Genomic DNA, 26589 nt, shown 5'->3' with positions numbered 1-26589 from the left:
AGCAGCACGCTAAGCAAAGCCCTCCACTGAGCATCTCTGCCTCACTCGTGGAGGGCTTTGACAATACGACCTACTCCCCTACCAATTCGCTAATTCCATCCGATGAAGGCCTCAGATACTTCCATTTTTAACGCTCTTAGCCCCAACACGGCGCTATTCTTCATACCTCCCTACCAGAGAGCTTACTCCTGGGAGAAGGAGCAGATATATCGATTCTTCGATGATGTCATGCGACTCGTCCACTCCGAGCTAGACCCCAAGCAGAAGGATAAGCAAGAGCACTTCTTCGGAACGCTCGTCTACAAGTCGGAGCCGACGGGCTCCTTTATCAATCTCAATGTCATCATCGACGGACAGCAACGCCTCACCACCTCACTCCTCTTCTGCATCGCTCTGCGCGACCTCTCCACAGATCCACAAGAGAGGGCTGACATGACCAATACATTGCTAACGAGTAGCAACTCCTCGTTTGAAGATCATGTCAAGCTCAAGCAGGTCACGGCAGACTTCGATGCTTATCGAGCATTGGTGAGAGGCGACGAGGAGCGAGTCCCAGGTAAGGTAACCGATGCCTACAAGCTTTTCATCAAGCTCTTGACTCCTAAGCTACAGATCGAGGGGCTTACCATACGGCACTTCATCACAGCTCTGCAGCGGATCAACGTGGTCACCATCCTGCTTGATGAGAGACCCTACAAGGGCGAGGACCCACAGGTTATCTTTGAGACGCTTAATTCGCTCGGCAAGCCACTCACCCTATCGGACCTTATCCGCAACTACATCTTACTCGGGATGCCTAGCAAGGAGCAGACGAAAACTTACGATAAGGAGTGGCAGCCTAAGATAGAGCAGCCACTGGGAGAAGCTTATCTCTCTAAGTTCTTTCGTGACTACCTCCAGTGCCGAGACAAGAAGCCCTACAAGGTGGTCAACGACAACAACACCAAAGAGCTCTACTACCAGTTCAAAGGGTTCGTCGAGCAGACCTTCACCAGCCGAGACGCCTTTATAAAGGATATACAGTCCTATGTGCCATGCTACCTAAGCATCATAGACCCATCGCACTACGAGGACGCGACCTCGTACAGCGAGACGATCCGAGAGCTCCTGTGCAACATCTTCGAAGACATCACGAGCGAAGCCTTTAAGCCTGTAGTCCTAGAGCTACTGCATATGTATCAAGCCAAGGCTCCAGCGACCACCATCAGTGGTGCCTTGCTGATAGAAACCCTAGAGAGCATACGTACCTACCTGATCCGTCGGCGTGTCCTAAGCTTGACGATTGGGGAGAATATGAACATTCCCCTACTGACCTCTTATCTTCCAGCCGTAGCGAACCAGCAGACATCGCTCATGGATGTTTTAGCCAACCAGTTCTACCACCTACGTTTTCCCAATGACAAGGAGGTGCGAGACACCTTGGAGCGCATCGCTTTTTACAAAGGACTAAATAAATACAGCAAGTTCATCCTAGGCAAGATGGAGGAGCAACACACAAAGGTAGCGGTACCCTTTAAGGACAAGGCTGTCACCATCGAGCACATTATGCCACAGACGCTCAACGAGGTGTGGCGCTCCGAGCTGGGCGAGGAGAAGGCTGAGGAGGTACATCAGCACTATCTGCACAATATCGGCAACCTGATACTCACGGAGTTCAATAGTGAGATGGGCAATAAGTCTTTTGCCGACAAGAAGTCAAGACTCGCCACCTCGACCATACGATACAGCCATGACATCTGTCAGTATGAGCAGTGGTGTGAGGAAAGCATCCTCGACCATCAAGATCGTATGATCAGTCTCTTCTTAGACACCTTCTCACTGCCCGATGAGTACAAGCTAGCTAACAATTGGAGGGACGCCAACAAGCAGGCAACAGAGACACTCTTCTACCCACTGGAGTCTGATCCGACGATCCTCACGGGGCGCAAGCCGAAAGCGGTCGTGCTATTTGGAAGTACAGTTGAAGTCAAGTCTTGGAGGACGCTCTTACTTCTTTTTTTCAAGAATCTCTTCGATCAACACCCTCAGGCCAAGAGTATCTTGTTTGACAATCAAAAAGAGGTTCTTGGGAGAGCCGATGCTCTAATCCTTTGGAAGGATTTAAAGTCAAAGCCGGTAAGCTATAGGCACCTCTACAAGACAATAGATAATAAGGATTGCTATAAGGAAACGAGCGACATTGCTGATGACTGCATTTGTATCAATGCGACGTTGAATACGCAAGCCCTCATCGATCGCATCGCTAGAGTGATGCGACTGCTAGACTTAGACTCCGAGGAGGTCATCATTAAACTATAAACGAGCAGACACACTTATGAGAGAAGTAACTTTTGATATTTGTCCGTGTCCCGCACTCTACCCCTACTACCATCAGGAGGACAGCGTAGTGGTCGTTGTGGACATACTGCGTGCTGGCACCTCGATGGTGGCAGCCTTTGATCATGGCGCTAAGGAGATCATACCCGTGGCGACGACCGATGAGGCGGAGAGCTTTCTCGGCAAGGGCTACGTGGTAGCTGCCGAGCGCAATGCGATGCGTTGCCCGTGGGCTGACCTAGGCAACGATCCCTCCGAATTTACAGCTGAGCGGATCGGCGGACGTAGCATCGTCTTCACGACGACCAACGGCACCCAAGCCATTCACGCAGCTCGGGAGGCTGGCGCAGCGGAGATCATCGTAGGCGCCTTTAGCAATCTCACCGCCGTGGCGCGCCACTGCCAAGCTTCGGGACGTGCCGTGACGGTACTCGCTTCTGGTTGGCAAAACAGCTTCTGCATCGAAGACACGCTCTACGGTGCTGCGCTCCTAGACAAGCTAGAGGAGCTGGGTGCCACCTACCGACTCACCGATAGCAGCCGCACGGCGCTAGAGCTTTACCGCCAGCACCGGGCGCATCTCTACGACTACCTCTACAATTGCGATCACAACCAGCGTCTGATACAGCGTGGCTACCCCGAGAGCTTACGTCTCTGCCTCGAGCAAGACAACTCGACACACATTCCCACGCTCAACGAAGCTGGGCAACTATATGTCTAAACCGCTGCCCTCAACGCTAATTTCCGTACATTTGCACGTAAGTAGTTTCAGACCCATTATACACAACCCGCTATGATTAGTTACTTTGTCCTTGGTGATACGATTTATGCAGTCTCACATACCTCAGCACTCAGCGAGGAGACCTGCGAGCGTCTCTCGTGGCTCTTTGGCGGAGCGCAGCTGGCTCCCGAGTCTCAGCTCGAGGGGACCTTTGTGGGACCTCGTCCTACGCAGGTGACTCCATGGAGTACCAACGCTGTGGAGATAACTCAAAACATGCGCATCTCTGGCATCGACCGTATCGAGCAGCTCACACGTACCCACGAAGCGAAACCGCACTATGACCCGATGCTCCAAGCGATCTACAAGGGGCTAGGTCAGGAGAGCTTCGCTATGACCGCTGAGCCACAGCCGATCCGTGAGATAACGGATCTAGCAGCGTACAACGAAGAGGAGGGACTAGCCCTAAGCGAGGAGGAGATAGCCTACCTACAGAGCGTCTCGGCACGCATTGGTCGTCCGCTGACAGACTCTGAGGTCTTCGGCTTCTCACAGGTCAACTCGGAGCATTGTCGCCACAAGATATTCAACGGCACTTTCGTCATCGACGGTTTGCGACAAAACGATTCGCTCTTTGCGATGATCAAGCAAACCTCCAAGGAGAACCCCAACGGCATCGTATCGGCTTACAAGGACAATGTGGCTTTTGTCAAGGGTCCACGCGTCTGGCAGTTTGCGCCAACGAGCGCGACGGAGCCTTCGCTCTTTACACTACGGGAGCGCAACACAGTCTTGGCACTAAAGGCTGAGACGCACAACTTCCCCACGACGGTCGAGCCCTTCAACGGAGCAGCGACAGGCTCGGGAGGTGAGATCCGAGACCGCATGTGCGGTGGCAAGGGGTCGCTACCACTCTCAGGTAGTGCCGTCTACATCACCTCCTACCCACGCCTAGAGAAGGATCAGAAGCTTAGCCCCGCCAAGCTAGATCCACGTCCTTGGCTTTACCAGTCTCCGCAAGAGATCCTGACGAAAGCGAGTGACGGAGCTAGCGACTTTGGCAATAAGTTCGGACAGCCATTGATCAATGGTTCGCTACTTACCTTCGAGCATCAGGAGGGTGCCGACAGTACGCTCTACGGCTACGACAAGGTGATCATGCTGGCGGGCGGTATGGGCTACGCTCCCCAAGAGGATGCTAAGAAGGAGACCCCACAGCCTGGCGAGACGGTCGTGCTACTCGGTGGCGACAACTACCGCATCGGTATGGGTGGCGGTGCCGTCAGCTCTGTTGCTACGGGCGAGTACAGTAGCGGTATAGAGCTTAATGCGGTACAGCGTGCCAACCCGGAGATGCAAAAGCGTGTTCTCAACGTGGTTCGCGCCATTAGCGAGCAGGGCGACAACCCGATCGTGAGCATCCACGACCATGGTGCTGGCGGACACCTGAACTGTCTCACAGAGCTCATCGAGGAGACAGGAGGACGTATCGACATTGACGCACTACCCGTAGGCGACCCGACGCTCTCCGCTAGAGAGATCATCGGCAATGAGAGCCAAGAGCGTGTAGGTCTGCTCATACAGGAGCGTGAGTACGCGCAGATGGAGCAGATAGCACGACGTGAGGGTAGTCCTATATATAAGGTAGGCGAGACGACCGATGATGAGCGTCTCCTCTTTAGTACAGAGCGGGAGGGACGCGCAGCCATCGACCTAGCCGTGTCCGACCTGCTGGGACAGTCGCCCAAGACGGTTATGGAAGACGAGACGGTCGCTCACAAGTTTGCCCCAGTAAGCTATGACAAAGAGCTGTGGCGCGAATATCTAGACAAAGTCTTGACCCTCGAAGCGGTCGCCTCTAAGGATTGGTTGACCAACAAAGTGGACCGCTCCGTGACGGGTCGTGTGGCACAGCAGCAGTGTGTCGGTGCGCTCCAGCTACCGCTCTCCGACCTCGGTGCTATGGCACTAGACTACGACGGCAAGAGTGGTATGGCTACTGCCGTTGGGCATGCGCCTCAGGTCGCACTCATTGATGCTGGTGCTGGCTCTCGTATGGCTATCGCAGAGGCTCTGACGAACATTGTCTTCGCTCCCATCGAGGGTGGCATACGTGGCATCTCGCTCAGTGCAAACTGGATGTGGCCTTGTCGCAACAAGGGCGAGGACGCACGTCTCTATGAGGCGGTGCAGGCTTGTAGTGAGTTTGCTATAGATCTAGGGATCAATATCCCGACGGGCAAGGACTCACTCTCTATGACGCAGAAGTATCCCGACGGAAAGCAGGTGATGAGCCCAGGCACACTGATCATCACCGCAGCGGCTCCCGTGAGCGACGTCAGGGGTATCGTAACGCCTGAGCTCAAGGCTGCTAAGCAGAGCCGTCTGCTCTACATAGACTTTAGCTTTGCTCCGATGGCACTCGGTGGCTCAGCTTTGGCACAAGCATTGGGACAGCTGGGTGATAGCTTCCCCACAGTCGGCGATACCGACTACTTCGCCACCGCCTTTGAGGCCGTTCAGGAGTTGATCCATAAGGGCTTAGTCCTCGCTGGTCACGACATATCGGCAGGCGGTATGGTCACAACGCTCTTGGAGATGTGCTTCGCCAACACTCATGGCGGTGCTGAGATCTGTCTCGATGAGCTCTCCAATGTGGACCTCGTCACGGCACTCTACAGTGAGAACCCAGGCATCATCCTACAGGTTTCTAAGGCAGAGCAGGCAAAGCGTATCCTCGAAGAGTATGAGATCGCTTATGCCGACCTCGGCGCACCTACAGAGTCTCGCCTGCTGATGATCCATAAGGAGAGCAAAACGTACGAGATCGACATCGATGCTGCGCGCAAGTGCTGGGCAAACAAGTCTTACTTGCTAGACTGCTTCCAGAGTGGCGAAGCTCCAGCAACGAGCCGCTACGAGAACCTAGGCAAGCAGCCTGTACAGTGGCGCTTCCCGCACGCTTTCGCTGGCACCTACGCGGGTCTCGGTCTAGAGCCTCATCGCACGAAGGCTTCAGGCATCAAAGCGGCTATCCTACGTGACAACGGAACCAACGGTGAGCGTGAGATGGCTTACGCACTGCACCTCGCAGGCTTTGACGTGGAGGACATTCATCTGACCGACCTCATCGAGGGACGTACAGACCTAGCCGACGTGCGTATGCTCGTCTACTGCGGTGGCTTCTCGCACTCCGATGTCTTAGGCTCTGCTAAGGGTTGGGCTGCGGGCATTCTCTACAACGAGCGTGCTCGCAAAGCTATCGAAGCTTTCTACGCACGTCCCGACACACTCTCACTCGGTATCTGCAACGGCTGTCAGCTCATGGCTCAGCTGGGTCTCCTCGGCAAGGATGCTCAGGGCAAAAGCCTCTTCAAGCTGGAGCACAACGCTTCGCACAAGTTTGAGTCCAACTTCCTAACCGTAGACATAGCCGACACGGGCGCTATCTTGACACAAGGTCTCGAGGGGTGTCAGCTCGGAGTATGGGTGGCTCACGGCGAGGGACGCTTCGTCTGCCCCACGATACCTGATGAGCAGATCGCAGCGCGCTACCATTACGACACCTACCCAGGTAATCCCAATGGCTCCGAGCGCAGCATCGCAGCGCTCTGCAGTAGCGATGGCCGTCACCTAGCTATGATGCCTCACCCAGAGCGTGCTACGCTCACCTGGCAGTGTGGCTTCTACCCCGAGGAGCGTCGCCAGGAGGATCAAGTCTCTCCGTGGATACAGTTCTTCCGCAACGGCTACGAGTGGCTCGCTAAGCAGTAGCCCCAGCTAGGAGTAGACCAGCTAGCCAATGCCTGAGATAAGCCGTGAGCATCTCTGTATCTACGCCTTGACACAGCTCAAGGGCGTATCGCTACAGCTCGCTCGCCATCTGATAGAGTTTGCTGGATCAGCCACAGCACTATGGGCTGATCCACAAGCTCTGGCAAGGCTCAACGGACATATCTACACGCATCTCTACCCGCTCCTGCGAGATCGGGCTAAGCTCGAGGAAACACAAGCTCAGTTCCAACACACAGCCGACCTAGGCATACGAATGGTCAGCATCTACGATGCCGACTACCCACCCCTACTCCTTCAGTGTGCCGATGCGCCGCTGATACTCTTTTACCTAGGCGACTTAGCACCACTTCATGCGGAGCAGACGCTCAGCATCGTCGGCACGCGCAAGCCTTCGCAGCATGGCGTCGAGGATCTGCAGGCGATCATCAGTCACCTGCCCAACGTAACCGACCGCGTGACCATCGTCAGCGGTCTGGCACTCGGGCTAGACGCTGTCGCACACAAAGCAGCGCTGCAGGCGGGCTTGCCCACCGCTGCCGTGCTGGCTCACGGGCTTCATATGATCTATCCGAGCAATCACCGCAACCTCGCTCGCAATATCGTAACCCACGGTGGCGCTCTGCTCTCCGAGTACCCAGCGGGTGTCAAGCCACAGCGACATCAGTTCGTCTTGCGCAATCGTATCGTGGCGGGGCTCACGCAGGCGACCCTCGTCGGTCAGTCTGCCGAGCGTGGCGGGTCGCTCATCACAGCGCACCAAGCTTTTGACTACGACCGGACCGTCTACGCACTCCCAGGTCGTCCCTCAGATCGTGAGAACGAAGGGTGCAACAACCTTATCTACAACAACATCGCCAAGCTCATCACCTCTGCTGCTCACCTCTGCGAAGACCTCGAGTGGCACAAGCCCGACCATGAGGCGCGCAGTGCCGTCGGCTCCATGTCTCACGAGAGCAAGCTCAATGCTCTGCGTGCTCGCCTAGAGCCTGAGACGCGTTCTCTCCTCGACCTACTCATCGAGAGCGGTGATGGGCTCTCGATCGATGCCTTCTGTGACCAGACGCTCATGGGGGTCGACGAGGTGAGCTTCCGACTCTTCCTCCTCGAGAGCGAGGGCGCCGTCTCGCTCCAGCCCGATGGGCGCTACAAGCTACAGATCTAGCCGCATCTCCATCACAAACAACGCAGAAGTCTTGGAAAGAGCTGTGGACTCTTACCAAGACTTCTTTTTTGTATTGACTCCTGTCCGACAAAAAACTGAAACGACAAAGCGAGAAAACTGTTCCCCACGTAGGAAATCGAAAATTCTCACGTGGAAAAGAAAGATTTCCCACGTGGAGAAGAAATAAAACTTCGGAAGAATCAAACGAAACTTCGGAGGAAATGTTTCTCCCCTACGTGGAAAATCTTTTTTCTCTACCAAGGCATTTGAAAATATCCACGTGAGTATGGTTGCATCGCTCTTCTATGCCAGCACACCCTATGACTAGATACAGCAAGAGGACCTATCTGATGACACGTCCTCTCTGTTGATCCATGAGGCGCCTATGAGTGATCGAACTAGTGTGTCACGATCACCTTGTGCATTTGACCAGCGATCTGCAGGTAGTAGTAGCCACTAGGGAGGTCTCCAAGAACTAGTCGTGCGGTACCCTGAGCATCTGTCTCTGCCTGCAGGACGATCTGCCCGTCAAATGTGTAGAGAGCCACTAGAGTCTGCTGCGTAGCGCCCTCTATGCAGAGGTAATCTGTCACTGGATTAGGATAGAGCTTGATGCGCTCATCAGCACGGGTTGAGACGATATCGATCCCCTCAGGTATCTCGGGCTCGACAAGCCACCCCTTTTCCGTAGCTGTGGCGTGATGAGCTGTGGCTGCCCCTGGAGTCGCATAGACTAGGAGCTTCTTGTGATCCTTGATGTCTGGATCGACCGCTATAGCACTGAGGTCTGGCAGAGCTTCATAGATCGCATCGAGCTGATCAGCTGCTAGCGGGTTGTGGTGGAGCGATACAATGATGAGCTTAGGTAGCCCCGAGAGAGTGAGCTGTGCAAACTGATTGTTATCGAGATAGAGCTTCGTTAGCTTGACATTCTTCGAGAGATCTATCGTCTGTAGCTTATTGCCTGAGAGCTCTAGGATCTTAAGTCGCTCATTGACCTTTAGGTCGATTGACTCCAACATGTTGTCGCTAGCCTCTAAGGTAGAGAGACGCTGCTGCTTGGTGACGTCTAGGATACTCAATCCACAGGCGGCAACATGTAGTCTAGAGATCGAAGCATTAGGAGCAATGTCTAACTGACCGATCTGGTTACCATTGAGTATGAGCTCTATCAGGCTCGTATTATGGCTTAGGTCAATGGATGTCAGAGCGTTGGCAGCAAGGTTTAGGTTGCGGAGTGCCTTTAGCGCCGAGAGGTCTACCTGAGCGATCTGATTGCCCTCGAGATATAACCAAGTGAGCTCCGCATTGTGCTGTAGATCTAGAGATGTGAGCTGGTTAAAGTCTAGGTCTAAGTCTGTGAGCTGACTGTTTTTAGTAATGTCTAGCTCTGTCAACTTATTATTGTCCGCTTGTAGCTCCTCTAGGTTTGTAAGACTCTGGACATTTAGCTGGTTCAGTTCATTGTCAGATAGGACTAGGTTCTTCAACTGGGGGGTGTGAGACAGCTCTAGTGTCGAGAGCTTGTTGCCATTGGCTCTCAGGAGTGTCAGCTCCTTTTGAGCCGAGAGGTCGAGCGAGCTTATGTCGTTCTTATCGATATAAAGTTGTAGCAGAGCGGTCTGACTGCTGAGGTCTATGGCAGATAATTTGTTTTCCGTGAGGTAAAGCTCCTTGAGTGCTGTTAGGGCTTTGAGATCTATCTGAGAGACTCCCTGCTGCGCTAGATTGAGCTTCGTAATAGCCTGAGGATTGCCCTTGATGCGTATCTGCTGCCCCTTGATGGTTCCCTCCTTGCGCTTAGTAATCTGGGCAAAGTCGCCAGCCTCATAAGAGACATAGTTGCCATCACCCCAATCTATATCAAAGGGCTCTGTAGAGGCGATACCGATGTAGCCTGGTGTGCCAGACTGGAGCGTGGTAGTCCACGAGATGGTGTAGTCTGTCACGGGTGCTTCCAGCCGCTCATAGCTGTACGTATAGTTGGCATGCTCATTTTCCTTCTTGTTAATGTCTAGGAGCAGAATCTGCTCAGAGAGACGAGCATAGCGATCTACGGGCGTCTCAGGGAAGTAGCTCTGCGGGAAGCCATAGGGCAGGCAGTCCTCTTGAAGTAGCGTCTTGTCGGAAGTGTATTTATAGATAACCGTCGGAAAGTCAATACCTACCTCATAGACTTCCATTTTGCTGCAAGCGCCATCAGCATCATACTGATAGCGTTTGGTCTTATCGAGCTGGAGCGTAGAGCCTTGTCGTGTATAGACTTTGATCTCTGTGAGCTGACCCTCTGCGGTATAGCTGTAGTCACTCCGTATGGCCTCAGTTAGGCCTTCGGAGGATAGCACCTTGTAATCAGAGAGACGGCTGAGCAGCCCTTGCTCAGTATAGCTATACTCTATACGGCGCATAGTCATATCTCGGCTATAGTCGTAGACCTCGACGGAGCTCTTGCGTCCCTGCTCATCGTAACTGTACTCATAGTCTTCGAGTGGCGTGAGGTCTGCACCATAGTAGACACTCTTGGAGTAACCTGTGAGGAGACCCTGGGCATTGTACTTATAGTCGTAGTGATTAGCTAGGTACCACTGCTTCTTATAGTTACTAAACTGCCACTCGTCAAGCTTGACAAGTCGCTTAGAGGCATCGTACTCAGGGACCTCCTTGAGCATCCACGCTCCCTCCTGCTGGGTGGTGATCGAGTCGAGGAGACGATCCGAGTAGTAGTACGTATAGATCTCCTCTTTGTTGTCTCTAGTGCCAGAGATCTTGGAGAGCTGATAGGCTTGTCCCTTCGTGATGCTGGGACAGAGGAGGGCTCCAAGTAGGAGCGTGAATAGAGTAATGTTTCTAGGCATAGGTGTGCTATTGAGATTATTAGTTAGATGTGTAGCATTCGCCAAGTTCTTTACGACCTCCACGAAGGTAGATATATTTTTTTGATCTAACGGCCAACCAAGTTTCATCTCTGAGCAGCTGACTACCTTCTAGGCTAATTTTTATTTTGAAGTACTGAGAGAGAGAACTAGTCTAGCGCATTCTAATCTGTACCATTTTCAGGAAGAGGACAGGGCAGAGACTATCAGACACGATATAGCCACGTGGGGATTTGACATTTTCCACGTGGCTATTTGGAAATCCCCACGTGAGGAAATCTGACAAGTGACGTTGTGTCAAAACCTGACGTGTAGCGATCTGTAGGGAGGCACGGATAGTATCTAGCTACCCAATGTGTATGCGCAAAAAAAAAACTCAGGGCTGACGTATTATAATCGCTCTTTCAGGAGCTAGATATGAGCCACAAGCTAGGCTTAGATGAGGTTACTATATATAATGTGTCCGCCCTAATCTCTAATCTCTAACCTCTAATCCCTGTTTACATATCTTTACGGGGGAATTCGTCCGATTCCCTCCTTTCTCGAATATCCACGTGGAAAATCTCAAATCTGTCCTCTCCTGAAATAGTACACAGTTGGGGAAGCCAACCCCAACAACTATGAAACAAGAAAAAAGTAAACTAGGACGAAAGGGATATCCCCTAGATTTCAAGTGGAGAGTCATTGACGACCTCCTAGCCACCGGTGACAGCATTGCCACCACCAGCCAGCGCTACGGCATTACCACACGCACCATTCGAAATTGGTTGCGTACCTTTGATGTAGAGTTACCCAACCAAAGCACCAGTAGCACTATGAGCAAGACAAACAAGAACAAAGACGTAGATCCAGAGTACGCAGAACTCAAGCGTGAAAACGCTCGTCTCAAAGCAGCCCTCTTCCAGGCTGAGAGCAAGGCATTAGTCAACAAGACACTACTCGAAGTGGTCTTGAATCGCTACCACATTGATCTAAAAAAAAAGACCGATTTGCAGCCGTGAGACAGCTTGAGTCCGCCAAAGAGAGAGATCAAAAGCTCTCCATAACCTACCTTTGTCAGCTGTTAGAAGTCAGCCGCAAAGGCTACTACAAGCACACCTTCACCGAGCAAGACGAAGATGTCAAAGTAGCTTCCGTCCTACACTATTGCCAGTATGTGCGCGGTCAGCTCCCCAAAGCAGGCGTAGACACCATCCAGCAGTGTGCCAACGAATACTTCAAAGGGACCTTCCAAGTAGGTCGAGACTGGCTCTACAAAGTGTTAGGAGCCAACGATATGCTACTAAGAAGTCGCAAGCGCAAGCGTCCACCCCAGACGACCAAGGGAGTGGTCAATCACGGCTTCCAAGACCACCTGAACACCACCCCTAAGTACATAGCCACCGACCATTGCCGGCTCACCGTCTCAGACATAACCTACGTCAAATGTTTAGGGGGCTTCGCATATCTCTCCCTGACGATGGACGCTTATAGCCGCATCATCACCGGCTTTGACCTGCAGCCCACGCTCTCCACAGAGGGTCCCTACAACGCACTAAGACAGACCGTTGACTTCTATCAGAAGCATGGCTTTGACCTCAAAGGGCTCATCTTCCATAGCGACCGAGGCTGTCAATATGTCTCCAAGCAGATGACGGACTACGAGGCCAGCCTAGGCATCGTAACCAGCGTCACCCAGACCGGAAACCCCCTTCACAACGCTATGGCTGAGCGACTTAACGGGATCATCAAGAACGACTGGCTTTACAACTTCGAGGATAAGCCCATAGATCAAGTTCGAGAGATCCTCTCTCAAACGATTGCTCTCTATAACACAGCGCGACCTCATCGAGCCATCAACAAGAAGACTCCGATGCAGATGCTCATACCAAATTACCCCAACCCTCTAACCACCCAACCCTCTAAGAACCAGATAGCTAAGAACAATTCTCCCAAAGCTCTGAGCCTCAAATCTCCGAGCTCATGCCGCTTAACTCCCAACAAAGACCTATCTTTGTGTACCTCCGCAGTAAAGACGACGACAAGTCGTGTACCCTAGCAGGAGCAAAACTAACAGATGAGAACGCTCACAGGATTAACAAAAACAACCCGTGTATCATCTCAGTAACACCTTCCCAACTGTGTACTTTTTTCAGGAAGAGGACAATCTCCACGTGGAGATTCTTTATTTTCTACGTGGGCGTCATTCATTTCCTCCGAAGTTTCATTTGATTCCTCCGAGGAATTTTTTCTTTCCCACGTGGAAAAGAAAAAATATCCACGTGGAGATTTCGAAATATCCACGTGGAGATCACTTTTCCCCGACATAGTGTCGTTTTGATATGTAGCCAGCTCTAAATTATTGTAGCGAACCAGCGTTGAATTTATCCTGCTAGGGCTGATGCATCATAATCGCTCTATCAGGAGCTGCACATGAGCGACAAGCGAGGAGTAGAGAGGTCGATGAGTTCATTGTATATAATGCGTCAGCCCTGAAAAATCACTGTACCGATGATCCTATGTCTAGAAAAAGCATTATATTTGTCTCACCTAGGTCGAAGATGTGCATTAGCACCTTCCAATCTAAGCCCCCATTCAAAACTTACTAGTTATACGCTTATGAAAAAGATAATTACCCTTCTTCTAGCATGCATCGCTGGGATCCTTTCCCTCCATGCCCAAAGCATCACCCATCCCTTTGAAATCATTGTCAAAGAGGGGGCCACAGAGGTCTCCTTCGAGCTGGGTGGTAAAGCATCCGTTGCCATCGACTGGGGTGATGGCACTAGCGAGACTATTGAAGTCGACGCCGATGCTACCCAAACCATCAACCACACCTATGCCACGCCACTTGCTAAGAATAGCGTCGTCTCCTTCGAAGCAGAAGGCATCGAGCGCTTCAAAAACAGCTTCAAAGAGTCTGGCTCCATCATCGGTGTAGGCAAGGTAGATGCTCCCGACCTTCTCAGCTTCTACTATATGTCGTACAAGGGTGGCACACTAGCACACTCCACAGATGGTGTGGTAGACCTCTCTCTCTGCCCCAAACTCCAGTACATCAGCATTCAGGATGCCCCACGGCTCAAGATAGGGTACCACCCTCAGCTCAAGCACATCATGATCCAGTCGAACTGGAAGAAAGATAGCCCAGCCTACGCTACTCTTGCCAATACCGATCTCGACCTCTCACGCTACCCCGACCTGGAGTATGTGTGGGTAACCGACCAGAAAGAGATCAAGGAAATCAACCTTACTGGTCTTACGAAGATCAACTTCTTCCGGTGGCAAAACGGAGGTATACAAAATGGCATTGGGCTAAGAGAGATCACTCTCAACAACGAAGGGCTCAAGAGACTCAATATCTCGGGGCACCAGCTCCCGCTTAGCAGCCTTCCGCCCAAGAACCCCAACGTCGAATACGGAGAGTACAACTTTACCTATGCCCCAGCGGGCTACTCTATCCCCGAGGAAAACATTGTCGGCACACGCATAGACCTCTCGCAGATGGCGACAGAGTACGACTTCAGCGGTCAGCCACACCACCCCACCATTATATGGAAAGATGCTAATAGTGGAGAAGTGATAGCGGATGATCACTACACCTCGGAAGAGGGGATATTTAAGTTCAAGAAATCACTCTTCGCCGACAAAGATAGCATTACCCTGCAAGCCACCTTCGAGCCCGCTTTCTTCTCCCTCGAAGAGCTTACTGGCTCCGCCACCATTCCTCTCAAGTCCAACGAGGTGGTGCTACACAAAAGCGATATTCAGAATGAAGAGATCAACATCGTACTGAAGACCGAGCTCCCGATTGGCGCACAAATTGCCCTCAACTTGGGAGACAGCAAGGGAGTCGTACTCAATGGTGTCAAAGAGGCCTATCAGCAAGGCGACTACGAAGAGGGACGCTACCTCTACACGATCACGTCGCAGTCCATCTCTATCTCTGGAGATATCACCGAGCTAGACTGCAACGGACAGCAGCTGACAGCAGCACACCTCAAGAACCTCCCCAACCTCAACTAAGTGGAGCTGCACACCAATAAACTTGCCCAATTTACTATCCAAAACTGCCCTGCCATAGAGGAGCTATATATTGGGAAGAACCAACTGGAAAGGCTCGAACTAAGCGATCAAAAAGAACTCTCCACTCTCGACTGCTCCGAGAATGGTCTCGTATCGCTGCAGCTCGGTGACTGTCCAGCACTTAGCAGTCTCTGGTGTCACCGCAATAGGCTCTCCACACTTGACCTCTCTGCTTTTCCCGAGCTCAGCGAACTGATGGCCTACGCCAATCGACTCACTTCGCTCGACCTGGCTCATAACTCAAAGCTCAAGACCCTCAATGTGGCAGACAATCAGCTCCAAGAGCTAGACTTCACCGCGACTCCTCTCCTTATGACCGTGGTGTGCCATACCAATGCGATCAAAGGGGAAAAGATGACCGCTACGATGCAGTCGCTCCCACAAAGAGAAGCCAACGCTATGGGAAAGATAACCATCGTCGACACTAAGGCGAATAACGAAGAGAACATATGCCTCGTGAGCGACGTGACCATAGCAAAAAACAAAAACTGGACTTGCTACGACTTTAGAGGAAGCGTCAACAATACTGTAGAGTACGAAGGAGATACAACCGCTATCGACAAGGTACTCGCAAGTAATCCATCCGTTGTAATCTATCCTAATCCAGCTACAGACTTCGTCTACATTCGCACAAGTGATGCCGCTGTATGGACTCTATACTCCATCACGGGCGAACTGCAACTGACTGGGAGTGGCACTATAGTAGACCTTCGTAGCCTCTCGCAAGGAGACTACTTGCTAGTAATAGAACACAATGGTCTGAGAGAATCCTTACCTCTCTTCAAACGATAAAGAGAGACTAGCGAGCTTGACGCATATGGTACTCTAGAGTACTCGCCCAGGAGACTGTAGCTTTTTTGCCTATTGGTCTATCGCGTAGCAGACTCTACCTATGTTGCCAAGCTCGCTATCCCCACCATAAGGAAAGGAACTAATTGGAACTTACGATATGAGAACTATGAGCAACCTTTGGAGGAGCATAGCTAGCCTTCTCTTATTTACCCCCTTGGTGCTTCTTGCTCAGGGGGAAGCTATGACAGGCTACCCTTCTCAAGGGCTATGGCCCTCCTCACACTCTATCAAGCAATTATTCGATCTTCGCACGACTCCGCATGTTTTCGGTAGAGGGGTAGCTTGCGAGACGTCGGTAAACCTTGTGCCCCTCGTCAAAGGTTTTGGCTATGCTTCTATCGAGCCGTCTCTCACTCACCAAGCACTGGAGTTTGAAGAGGGCGTTGAGGGCATAGTTACACCTTATATTATGCTTCCACTCTTTGACGATATAACGATCAAAGGGATCGAGTGCGTCGTAGACGAAGCGGTTGCGGACGCCCGCGTGGTCGTAGCACGTGTGAGGCAAGACGATACGAATGGCCTGAGTCAAGAGATCCTGGTGAGCCAGCCTGTTACTCTCCAAGAGGGATACAATCAAGTGTTACTGGATGAGCCGCAAAAGGTCTCTGCAAAGGATCTTGTGCTGGTCGGATACTCTTGCCCCGCCACTAGCGTGAAGGAGAGCAAATCCTCGCCTGTATTATACGATGGCGATAATGAGAATAGTCTTCCAGAAGCCAATCTAGTAGCCGTATCCCCCGCCTATTACGAGAAAGGGAAGAGCTACAGTTTCAGCCAGGTGCAGGATACGGAGCCTCTCGAGTTGGGCTCGGCGCTCATTTACGCACTTGTGGACGACCCCCAGGGGCACTACGATTATGTAGTTTATCCTCTTAAGCAGCCACGTTATAGTCTCCTTACTAGCAAAGAATATTTCCGCTACGATATCTTAGTTCGCAATATCGGCTTTAAGGAGATAACAAGTATGACTTTCCTCGAGAAGTACCATCATGCTAACTACGGGATGCGCGAGAAGCAGTATCCCCCCTTTGAGATCCCTGTACCTGTAAAAGGGATTTGCGAGGTTGCCTGGACGCATCCTCCTTATCCAGAAGGTACCTCCAAGGGGTCGGTCGAATTGCTGAGTATCAACGACCAGTCGGTAATCGAAAAAGGAATGATAAAGTGGGTATTTGATGCCTTCAATCCTACTGAAAAGGGCAGTGTGGAGCGCAAGTCGGTACTTGTAGAGTACTACACCTCCGAGAGTGCTCCCGATGCACCGAGGTACAATGCTATGATCAATCAAATGGCAGAGGATCTAGTGGCGAAGGGCTACGAAGTCTCTTGCGTGGCATATCCCGTGGGTGGTGAAGAGGTCGCCTTTGCCAAAGAAGCTTGCAACGAGGAGCTTGCTACGCTCCTAGGGCAAGTCCCGTATCCCACACCTTCGCAGCTCCCCTATTTCTCCATCAATAGGGCTCCCTATCTTTCGGAGCGTAGAGCCTTTGCCTTTGTGTCGAAGGACCGGCTTTTTGGCAAAGATCAAAAGGCTGATGCCGATTTACTGGAGCCCTTCCTTCAAGAGAAGGAGAGAGCGCTCATCTCAGATATCGTATGCCACGACCTACCTGAAGGTAAGACCACTCTAGAGGTAAAGGGGAAACTTCTCTATGACGCCGACCCAGACGACCTCTACCTTACAGCTGTCGTGACCGAAGACAACGTGAAGGCAGAAGACCAAAAAGGTATAGGCACAGGGGAAGAGTATCTGCACCAGCATATGGTGAGAGCTTACTACACGAGCAATATCGGTACTAAGATTATGCCCGAGGCTGACGGGACCTTCGATTATAAATCTCCAGAAATTGCCCTTGATCCCTCGTGGAAGAAAGAGAATCTGAAGGTGGTACTCTTCCTGCATCGCAATGCAACCTACGTCAATAAGATTAGCTGCCATGTCTACAGTAGCAAAACTATACCCTTTGGTGGCTCCTTCTCTGGGGCAACAGCTCCACAAGTCAAAGAGAGCTCTACAAGGCTCTATCAAGATGCCTCGGGACTGCTGCAAATCGAAGGAGATCACGAGAGAGTAGTGGTTTATAGCCTCGAGGGACAATGTGTAGCGGAGAGCCTACCCGCACAGCTACCCCGTGGCAGCTATGTGGTAGTAGTGAGTCACGCCCAAGGTACCACACTCCATAAGGTAGTGGTAAAGTAAAGAACGAAGCATAAGCCCCTAAAGGGCTTCTTCCATCAGAATAGACAGAAAAGGATGTATCCCTGCTTTTGAGGGGATGCATCCTTTTTGACTTTTAGGTCTAAACAGTTGGTCAGGGTGGTCAATCGCAGGCTTGCCTTCGTAAAGCGCAGATATGCTCCATCACCACTGATAACGGGACTGAGTTCACCTACTTCAAGTCTATAGAGCGGGCGCTAGATATCCCTGCACTCTTTGCTAAACCTTACAGCTCTTCTGACAAACCTCTCATCGAAAATATGAATGGATTGATGCGGCAATACATCACCAAAGGGAAAATCCTTTGACGAGATCTCTGACGATGAAATCAGATATATTCAGAATCAACAAAACAATAGACCACGTAAAAAACAAGGCTATAAAACTCCCTACGAAGTCTTCTCACCTACATTTATAACCGTATTGCACTTGACACTGGAATGTGCAACCCCAATTTAGAGGGTCAAATCGTTGTGACTCTTAAATCAAATTATTACCTTTGTCCTCGTAAGCGTAGACGCCTGTGCAGAGACTCGCTGCTGGTGTATTCTACAAGGCAAGCAAAAAACATAGACTACATATAGATGGACTCCAAGATTAAGGAACTCACCGATAAGATCTACCATGAAGGGGTAGAAAAGGGAAATCAAGAGGCTGCTCAGATCTTAGCCAAGGCTAAGCAGCAGAGCGACGAGATGCTCGCTACCGCACAGGCCGAGGCACAGCGCATCGTGAATGATGCCCAGCGTCAAGCAGCGGATCTAACTAAAAACACCCAGTCTGAACTAAAGCTCTACGCTGAGCAGGTGGTTAGCTCTACGCAGAGTACCATCGCAGACAGTCTGACGGATCGCATCGTACGTGACAATGTCAAGGCGATGACGACTGATGCCGACTTTATGCAGAAGTTGATGCTCGCTATCGTACAGCAGTGGACTGTCGGTGAGCCGATGGTCATCGAGACAGCCAATGCCGAGGCTCTAGAGAAGTATATGCTCGGCAATGCTAAAGCACTACTCGATAGCGGTCAGGTGACGATCCGTACGGGAGCGGCTCAGGGAGCTGGCTTTTCTGTAGCACCTGCTGATGGCTCGTACAAGGTCAACTTCGGTGAGGAGGAGTTTGTCAACTTCTTCAAGAGCTTCCTACGTCCTCGTCTCGTGGAGGAGCTTTTCTAAGCAAGCTATATATAAAGTATAGTTAAGGGTGCCTACAGAGCCTCTCTGCACACCACTTGCTGTGCTATAACGACAACATTATGGCAAAGTACTACGCTACCATCGCAGGTCTGCCAAACATTGGTGTAGACGACCGCAAGCTACCGATACAGACGGATGCGCTGCAGGCGGAGCTACGACAGGAGCTCACCAAGCGTGACAGACAGCTCCTAGACCTACTCCTCATGGAGCAGGAACTACCGCAGATCTTGGAGACGATCAATGCGTGGCTCTCGGACGACTCGATCCACTGGGAGGATGACCCCTCAGAGATCGAGCTAGAGCCTAAGGAGCCACTAGAGACGATCGATGCTAAGGAGCTCGCTGACTATATCATAGCTGTACAGCAGCGCACGAAGCGCCCCCGCACGAAGCATCTACCCGACTTCATCAAGGAGTACATCGAGATGCGCCTCCCCGACCCCGAGCTGGAGGAGGAGCTAGAGGAGGAGCGAGCTGAGATGCGCGAGGAGCTACAGCAAGCAGAGGAGCCCTACACGATCTGGCAGCTACGCCTAGAGCAGGATAAGCTCATGGCGATGTACTACGACTATTTGATGCATCAGAAGAATAGATTCGTAGCCGAGTGGGCGGAGTTCAATCTTAACATCAAGAATATCCTGGCCGCCTACACCAGTCGGCAGCTGGGCTTTGACCCTAAGGAGTATATCATCGGAGGAGGCACGCTGCAGCATCATCTGCGTACTTCGCAGGCTGCGGACTTTAGCATCACGGAGGAGCTTTTTCCTCAGATACAGCAGTTGGTCAATATCAGTCGCGAGGAGGACATTGCTCGTCGCGAACAACTGATAGACCGGCTTCGCTGGGATTGGCTCGAGGAGCAGACCTTCTTCAAGCCCTTTGACATAGAGTATCTCCTAGCCTACTACTTAGAGCTAGAGATCCTAGAGCGCTGGGTATCACTCAACGAAGAGACGGGCGAGCAAGTCTTCCGTCAGATAGTCTCTCAGCTCAAGCATGAGAGCACCACCTCGCTAGAGGAGTTCAAACGCAAACAAAAGAAATAATAGATACAATGACAAACGGTGTGGTAAAAGGAATCGTCTCTAACCTCGTCACGGTAGAGGTCGATGGTCCCGTATCGCAAAATGAAATATGCTACATCACCGTACGCGGGGTGGAGCTGATGAGCGAGGTGATCAAGGTGATCGGTGCAAGCGTATATGTACAGGTCTTCGAGAGTACTCGTGGTATGAAGGTGGGCGACAAGGTCTCTTTCACTGGGCACATGCTTGAGGTGACACTGGGACCAGGTATGCTCTCCAAGAACTATGATGGTCTACAGCACGACCTAGATAAGATGGATGGCGTCTTCCTCAAGCGAGGTGACTACACCCACCCACTAGACACGACTAGGAAGTGGGACTTTACGCCTATTGCTAAGGCAGGCGACACGGTACAGGCTGGGTCGTGGCTGGGTCAGGTGGACGAGAATCACCAGCCACACCGCATTATGGTACCCTTCGTTATGGAGGGGAGCTACACGGTCGAGAGCGTCAAGCCTGCGGGTCAATATACTATCGAGGAGACGATCGCTGTCATCGTTGATGCTGAGGGCAAGAAGCATGATATCACGATGATCCAGCGTTGGCCGGTCAAGGTGCCTATCCAGGTCTACAGTGAGAAGCCTCGTCCCTTCAAGCTTCTAGAGACGGGCGTACGAACCATTGACACGCTGAACCCAATCGTAGAGGGCGGTACGGGCTTTATCCCTGGTCCTTTTGGTACGGGCAAGACGGTCCTCCAGCACGCTATCTCTAAGCAGGCGGAGGCTGATATCGTCATTATGGCAGCCTGCGGTGAGCGTGCTAATGAGGTGGTGGAGATCTTTGCCGAGTTCCCTGAGCTCGAAGACCCACACACGGGACGCAAGCTGATGGAGCGTACGATCATCATCGCTAACACGAGTAACATGCCAGTGGCTGCTCGTGAGGCTTCGGTCTACACCGCTATGACCATCGCTGAGTACTACCGCTCGATGGGTCTCAAAGTACTCCTAATGGCTGACTCGACCTCTCGCTGGGCACAGGCACTGCGTGAGATGTCTAACCGTCTAGAGGAGCTGCCTGGACCAGATGCATTCCCGATGGACTTGTCGGCTATCGTGGCAAACTTCTACGCTCGTGCCGGCTTCGTCTATCTCAACAACGGTGAGACAGGTTCTGTAACCTTCATCGGTACGGTCTCTCCAGCAGGTGGTAACCTTAAGGAGCCTGTCACGGAGAATACGAAGAAGGTGGCTCGATGCTTCTACGCTCTAGAGCAGGAGCGCGCTGATAGTAAGCGTTACCCCGCTGTCAACCCGATCGACAGCTACTCTAAGTATATCGAGTACCCCGAGCTTAAGGAGTACATCACAGCAGACCTAGGCTCTGATTGGCTAGACAAGGTAAACGAGATCAAGACACGCATGCAGCGTGGCAAGGAAATCGCAGAGCAGATCAACATCCTCGGTGATGATGGCGTACCCGTAGAGTACCACGTAACCTTCTGGAAGTCTGAGCTGATAGACTTTGTGATCCTACAGCAGGATGCCTTTGACGATATTGACTGCAACACACCTCTAGAGCGCCAGAAGTATATGCTCGACAGAGTGATCAAGATCTGTCATACGGACTTCAACTTTGAGGACTTCAACGAGGTGAGCACTTTCTTCAAGACGCTCATCAACTACCTCAAGCAGATGAACTACTCGGAGTTTCAGAGTGAAGACTTCAAGAAGTACCAGCAGCAGTACGAGCAGCTGATTGAGCAGCAGTCTACGCACGCCACCTCTAATATCTAACCTCTAGTATCTAACGTCTCACAATGGCTACACAAGCTTTTCAAAAGATATATACACGCATCACCAACATTACCAAGGCTACCTGTATGCTCCACGCTACGGGGGTGGGTAACGACGAGCTAGCAACAATCAATGGCAAGCTCGCTCAGGTGGTTAGAATCAATCATGACGAGGTGACTCTACAGGTCTTCGCAGGCACAGAGGGCATCCCAACCAATGCTGAGGTTATCTTCCTCGGTGAGGCGCCAGCTCTCAAGGTGAGCGACCAATTGGCTGGACGCTTCTTCAACGCTTATGGGGAGCCTATCGATGGCGGTCCACAGCTAGAGGGCGAGGATGTAGAGATCGGTGGTCCCTCGGTCAATCCTGTACGTCGTGACCAGCCCTCCGAGCTGATCGCCACAGGTATCGCTGGTATCGACCTCAACAACACGCTCGTGACGGGACAGAAGATCCCATTCTTTGCGGACCCTGACCAACCCTTTAACGAGGTGATGGCACTCGTAGCTCTCCGTGCCGAGAGCGACAAGATCATCCTCGGTGGTATGGGTCTGACGAACGATGACTACCTTTACTATAAGAAGACATTTAGCAATGCGGGAGCTCTGGATCGTATCGTGAGCTTTATCAATACGACCGAAGACCCCTCTGTGGAGCGTCTGCTGATCCCCGATATGGCTCTGTCGGCTGCTGAGTACTTTGCCGTGCAGAAGCATGAGAAGGTGCTGGTCCTTCTGACCGACATGACCAACTACGCCGATGCGCTCTCGATCGTCTCGAACCGTATGGACCAGATCCCCTCTAAGGACTCCATGCCAGGCTCACTCTACTCCGACTTGGCAAAGATCTATGAGAAGGCGGTGCAGTTCCCCGACGGCGGCTCTATCACGATCATCGCTGTGACGACCCTCTCGGGAGGCGACATCACGCACGCTGTGCCAGATAATACGGGTTACATCACCGAGGGTCAGCTTTACCTACGTCGTGACTCTTCTATCGGTAAGGTGATCGTAGACCCCTTCCGCTCGCTCTCTCGTCTGAAGCAGCTAGTTATTGGCAAGAAGACTCGCGAAGACCACCCGCAGGTGATGAATGCAGGCGTACGTCTCTATGCCGATGCGGCCAATGCTCAGACCAAGCTGGAGAACGGCTTTGACCTGACAGACTACGACCAGCGTACGCTAGACTTCGCGAAGGACTATGCCAACGACCTCCTAGCTATCGACGTCAACCTCAATACGACCGAGATGCTCGACCATGCGTGGAGTCTCTTTGCCAAGTACTTCACACCCGCTGAGGTGAGCATACGTCAGAGTCTTGTGGATAAGTATTGGCCTGCAGATAGTAAGGTCGACAAAGCTTAAGGAGAGAGATGGCGATCAAGTTTCAGTACAACAAGACCTCGCTACAGCAGCAGCAGAAACAGCTTAAGATGCGAGAGCGCACCCTGCCCACGATCAAGAGCAAGGAGAGCGCCCTTCGTCTAGAGGTCAAGAAAGCTCGCCGTGAGATAGATGCTCTCAATGAGCAGCTAGAGCAGGGCATACAGGGCTACCAAGATATGGTGGCTCTGTGGGACGAGTTTGACCCTACGCTGGTCAGCGTCACCGATGTGAAGCTATCGACAAAGAAGATAGCCGGTGTCGTTGTCCCTGTGCTAGACAATATAGACTACGAGGTGAAGCCCTTTAGCCTCTTTAGCCATCCCTCCTGGTTTGCTCAGGGTGTCGAGCTACTCAAGGCGCTAGCCACGCTGGGCATCGAGGCGGAGTTTCTCAATCTCAAGCTAGAGTATCTCGAGTATGCTCGTCGTAAGACTACGCAAAAGGTCAACCTCTTTGAGAAGGTTCAGATCCCCGGCTACAAAGACGCTATACTCAAGATCAAGCGTTATCTAGAGGATGAGGAGAGTCTCTCCAAGGCTTCGCAAAAGATCATGCGCACCAATCTAGAGATTCGTGCTGCCAAACAAAAAGAGCGACTAGCACAATGATAGAGAAAATAGATAAGTACCTCTTCCTAGTCTATCACCAAGACTACGACAGCTTCCTCCTCAAGCTACGCGACCTAGGAGTCGTGCATATTAAGGAGAACAAGCCGACCAGTGAGAGCGAACAGATCAAAGAGATCGTTGTGTCGCGTCGTCATCTGTCAGATCTCATCCGTACTCTCTCTCGCAAGCGCTCCGAAGAGCAGCCCATCGGCGCTCCCCGCAAGCCCGCTAGCGCAGAGGAGGGCGAGGCTCTGCTACAGCAGATCGAGACTCTCCTAGAGGATCGTCGCCAGATAGCCTCTCAGATCGAGAGCCAGCAGCGGGAGAATGACTACTGGGAGCCGTGGGGCAAGTATGACGTCCAGCAGCTAGAGCGGCTCCAGCAAGCGGGTTACCCGATACGCTTCTACATCATCCCCACAGCTCAGTATCAAGAGCACTGGGAGGAGGAGCACAACGCCATCATCATCGACACCCGACGCTCGCATCACTACTTCATCACCGTTGGCGACAAGAGCACAGAGCGCATCGAGGCGGAGCAGATCAAAGCCCCGACCCACACTGCCAGCGAACTGGCCGAGCGACTAGCCTCTTTCGAGCAGCGTGCCGAGCAGATTGAGACGGAGATACAGAAATTTATCGATCAGCACCTAGAGGACTTGCAGGGCTACGACCTCCTCCTCCAGGACAAGTATCAGATGAGCAACGCCTTCCTACAGGCTACTGGCGAGGCGGATGACAAGGTCATGCTCCTCGAGGGGTGGATACCGAGCAAGATCGTCCCCGAGGTGCGACAAGAGCTAGATCAGCTCCCCTGTTACTATGCTGAGCAGGAGATACTCGATGAGGACAAGATCCCCATCAAGCTCCAGAACAACCGCTTCAGTCGACTCTTTGAGCCGATCACGCGGATGTACTCTCTGCCGAACTACTCGGAGCTCGACTCGACGCCACTCTTCGCACCCTTTTTCATGCTCTTCTTCAGCTTATGCTTTGGAGATGCAGGCTATGGACTCGTCATCTTCCTTTTGGCGACCCTCTTCAAGCGCAAGGTCAAGGGACAATCGACGAAAGACATTTGCTCTCTAGCGCAGTGGCTCGGAGGCACCACCGTCGTGGTCGGTTCGCTACTAGGCACCGTCTTCGGTATGGTCATGCCATGGGCCAACGATGGCTCCGTACTAGGCAGTGTCCGCAACGACTACTTCCTCAATCAGGACAACCTCATGCTCCTCTCGGTCGTGCTGGGTATCATTCAGATCCTCTTTGCCAAGACCGTGGCAGCCGTCAAGATACAGAAGCAGCGAGGACTCAAGTATGCACTCTCTTCGTACGCCTGGGTCATCGTCATCTTTGCCCTCATCATGGCAGTAGCACTGCCGATGGCTGCCACAGGTATACCGAGCTACGTCACCACCATATTCTACGGACTGGCGATAGCTGCAGGACTCGTTGTGGTCTTCTACAACAGCCCTGGCAAAAACATCTTCCTCAACATCGGCTCCTCACTCTGGGCAAGCTACAACACCGCCTCGGGACTACTCGGAGACACGCTCTCCTACATCCGTCTCTTTGCGATCGGACTGACGAGTGGCGTGCTGGGAGGTGTCTTCAACAACCTTGCAGTCTCTATGTCTGAGGGACTTCCCATCGGGCTTAACTGGCTCGTGATGGTCTTCATCCTACTCTTCGGACACGGGCTCAACTTCGGACTAGCTATCATCAGCTCGCTCGTACACCCGCTACGTCTCACCTTTGTGGAGTACTACAAGAACAGCGAGTTCGAGGGTGGCGGTAAGCCTTACACCCCCTTTAAGGTCAACTAAACAAGCAATAATCAAATCAATAACAGATATACATAACATGAACGAACTAATTGCATACGGAGGCGTAGCCCTCATGGTCATCCTAACGGGTATCGGCTCCTCTATTGGAGTCACCATCGCAGGTAATGCGACCATCGGATCTATGAAAAAGAACCCCGATGCCCTCGGTCAGTACATCGGTCTCTCCGCTCTACCCTCTTCTCAGGGTCTGTACGGCTTCGTCGGCTTCTTTATGGCCAACACCCTCATCAAGGATCTTCTCACCGCTGGTGCACTCGGTGCTGGTGCTGCGTGGGCTATCTTTGCCGCTGGGCTCAGCCTAGGCATAGTAGGTCTCTACTCAGCTATCCGTCAGGCTCAGGTCTGCGCCAACGGTATCAAGGGTATCGGTGCTGGCAACAACCTCTTCGGAGCAACGATGGTCATGGCCGTCTTCCCTGAGCTGTACGCCATCCTAGCCCTACTCGTATCGATCCTAACCTTTGGTGTCGTCAGAGGTCTATTCCTCGCCGCATAGAGACACCCCGTCAGAGTCCCCGTTGCTTTAGCGACATACTCTACACATAGGGGCTACTAGATAGCCCCAACCAACTATCGGACAAGTCCCCGGCAGAGCTATCTCTGTCGGGGACTTGTCTTATGTCTATAGCCCGCCAAGCTCAATAGCAGCTATCCGCTCCCATCCAGTGTTGAATCTCGTATATATAATGGAGTCAGTGCAATACGAGTAACCCTTTGCTTT

General features: G+C 52.1%; 17 protein-coding genes. 16 read left to right on the top strand and 1 reads right to left on the bottom strand.

Annotation, left to right across the window (positions count from 1 at the left end):
- Positions 1-102 precede the first annotated feature (102 nt).
- The 4 genes from PORAS_RS06135 (at position 103) to dprA (ending at position 7994) form a co-directional block, all read left to right on the top strand.
- Positions 103-2298, top strand: coding sequence for a DUF262 domain-containing protein (locus tag PORAS_RS06135; RefSeq protein WP_013760588.1), 2196 nt, complete (start codon positions 103-105; stop codon positions 2296-2298).
- Between the two features lie 16 nt (positions 2299-2314).
- Positions 2315-3037: a 2-phosphosulfolactate phosphatase gene (locus PORAS_RS06130; protein WP_013760587.1), complete on the top strand. Its 723-nt coding sequence runs from the start codon at positions 2315-2317 to the stop codon at positions 3035-3037.
- 72 nt (positions 3038-3109) lie between these two features.
- Positions 3110-6811 (top strand): phosphoribosylformylglycinamidine synthase, encoded by a 3702-nt coding sequence (purL, locus tag PORAS_RS06125; RefSeq protein ID WP_013760586.1) that lies wholly within the window; start codon positions 3110-3112, stop codon positions 6809-6811.
- A 28-nt stretch (positions 6812-6839) separates the two neighbouring features.
- On the top strand, positions 6840-7994 hold the full coding sequence (gene dprA, locus PORAS_RS06120; protein WP_013760585.1) for a DNA-processing protein DprA: 1155 nt from the start codon (positions 6840-6842) through the stop codon (positions 7992-7994).
- Between the two features lie 398 nt (positions 7995-8392).
- On the opposite strand, the gene PORAS_RS06115 is transcribed toward dprA, so the two are convergent.
- The gene (locus PORAS_RS06115) at positions 8393-10849 is read right to left on the bottom strand and encodes a T9SS type A sorting domain-containing protein (protein ID WP_155811476.1); all 2457 of its coding nucleotides are present in this window, start codon (positions 10847-10849) and stop codon (positions 8393-8395) included.
- Positions 10850-11487: 638 nt separating this feature from the next.
- Between PORAS_RS06115 and PORAS_RS06110 the strand changes: the two genes are divergently transcribed.
- The 12 genes from PORAS_RS06110 (at position 11488) to PORAS_RS06050 (ending at position 26364) form a co-directional block, all read left to right on the top strand.
- The gene (locus PORAS_RS06110; protein WP_013760378.1) at positions 11488-11868 is read left to right on the top strand and encodes a transposase; all 381 of its coding nucleotides are present in this window, start codon (positions 11488-11490) and stop codon (positions 11866-11868) included.
- Complete coding sequence (locus PORAS_RS06105) at positions 11865-12905, top strand: IS3 family transposase (RefSeq protein ID WP_013760460.1); 1041 nt, start codon at positions 11865-11867, stop codon at positions 12903-12905. Before PORAS_RS06110 ends, PORAS_RS06105 begins: the two co-directional genes overlap by 4 nt.
- A 560-nt stretch (positions 12906-13465) precedes the next feature.
- On the top strand, positions 13466-14872 hold the full coding sequence (locus PORAS_RS06100; protein WP_013760583.1) for a hypothetical protein: 1407 nt from the start codon (positions 13466-13468) through the stop codon (positions 14870-14872).
- Complete coding sequence (locus PORAS_RS06090) at positions 14873-15724, top strand: T9SS type A sorting domain-containing protein (RefSeq protein ID WP_013760582.1); 852 nt, start codon at positions 14873-14875, stop codon at positions 15722-15724.
- A gap of 469 nt (positions 15725-16193) precedes the next feature.
- Positions 16194-17987, top strand: a complete 1794-nt coding sequence (locus PORAS_RS06085; RefSeq protein ID WP_245528010.1) for an Omp28-related outer membrane protein — start codon at positions 16194-16196, stop codon at positions 17985-17987.
- Positions 17988-18589: 602 nt separating this feature from the next.
- Positions 18590-19183: a hypothetical protein gene (locus tag PORAS_RS06080; RefSeq protein WP_013760580.1), complete on the top strand. Its 594-nt coding sequence runs from the start codon at positions 18590-18592 to the stop codon at positions 19181-19183.
- A gap of 80 nt (positions 19184-19263) precedes the next feature.
- The gene (locus PORAS_RS06075) at positions 19264-20250 is read left to right on the top strand and encodes a DUF2764 family protein (protein WP_013760579.1); all 987 of its coding nucleotides are present in this window, start codon (positions 19264-19266) and stop codon (positions 20248-20250) included.
- Positions 20251-20258: 8 nt separating this feature from the next.
- Positions 20259-22028 (top strand): V-type ATP synthase subunit A, encoded by a 1770-nt coding sequence (locus tag PORAS_RS06070; protein ID WP_013760578.1) that lies wholly within the window; start codon positions 20259-20261, stop codon positions 22026-22028.
- Positions 22029-22051: 23 nt separating this feature from the next.
- Positions 22052-23392 carry a V-type ATP synthase subunit B gene (locus tag PORAS_RS06065; protein WP_004331569.1) on the top strand — a complete coding sequence of 447 codons (1341 nt, stop codon included), beginning with the start codon at positions 22052-22054 and terminating at the stop codon, positions 23390-23392.
- 8 nt (positions 23393-23400) lie between these two features.
- Positions 23401-24021, top strand: a complete 621-nt coding sequence (locus PORAS_RS06060) for a V-type ATP synthase subunit D (protein WP_004331622.1) — start codon at positions 23401-23403, stop codon at positions 24019-24021.
- Positions 24018-25847 (top strand): V-type ATP synthase subunit I, encoded by a 1830-nt coding sequence (locus tag PORAS_RS06055; RefSeq protein WP_013760577.1) that lies wholly within the window; start codon positions 24018-24020, stop codon positions 25845-25847. Before PORAS_RS06060 ends, PORAS_RS06055 begins: the two co-directional genes overlap by 4 nt.
- Positions 25848-25884: 37 nt before the next feature.
- Entirely contained in the window at positions 25885-26364 is a 480-nt protein-coding gene (locus tag PORAS_RS06050; protein ID WP_004331671.1) for an ATP synthase subunit C, read from the top strand.
- The last annotated feature ends 225 nt before the right edge of the window (positions 26365-26589 follow it).

The sequence above is a fragment of the Porphyromonas asaccharolytica DSM 20707 genome, from assembly GCF_000212375.1.
GTDB classification, from domain to species: domain Bacteria; phylum Bacteroidota; class Bacteroidia; order Bacteroidales; family Porphyromonadaceae; genus Porphyromonas; species Porphyromonas asaccharolytica.
This window is presented reverse-complemented; position numbering and strand designations above follow the sequence as displayed.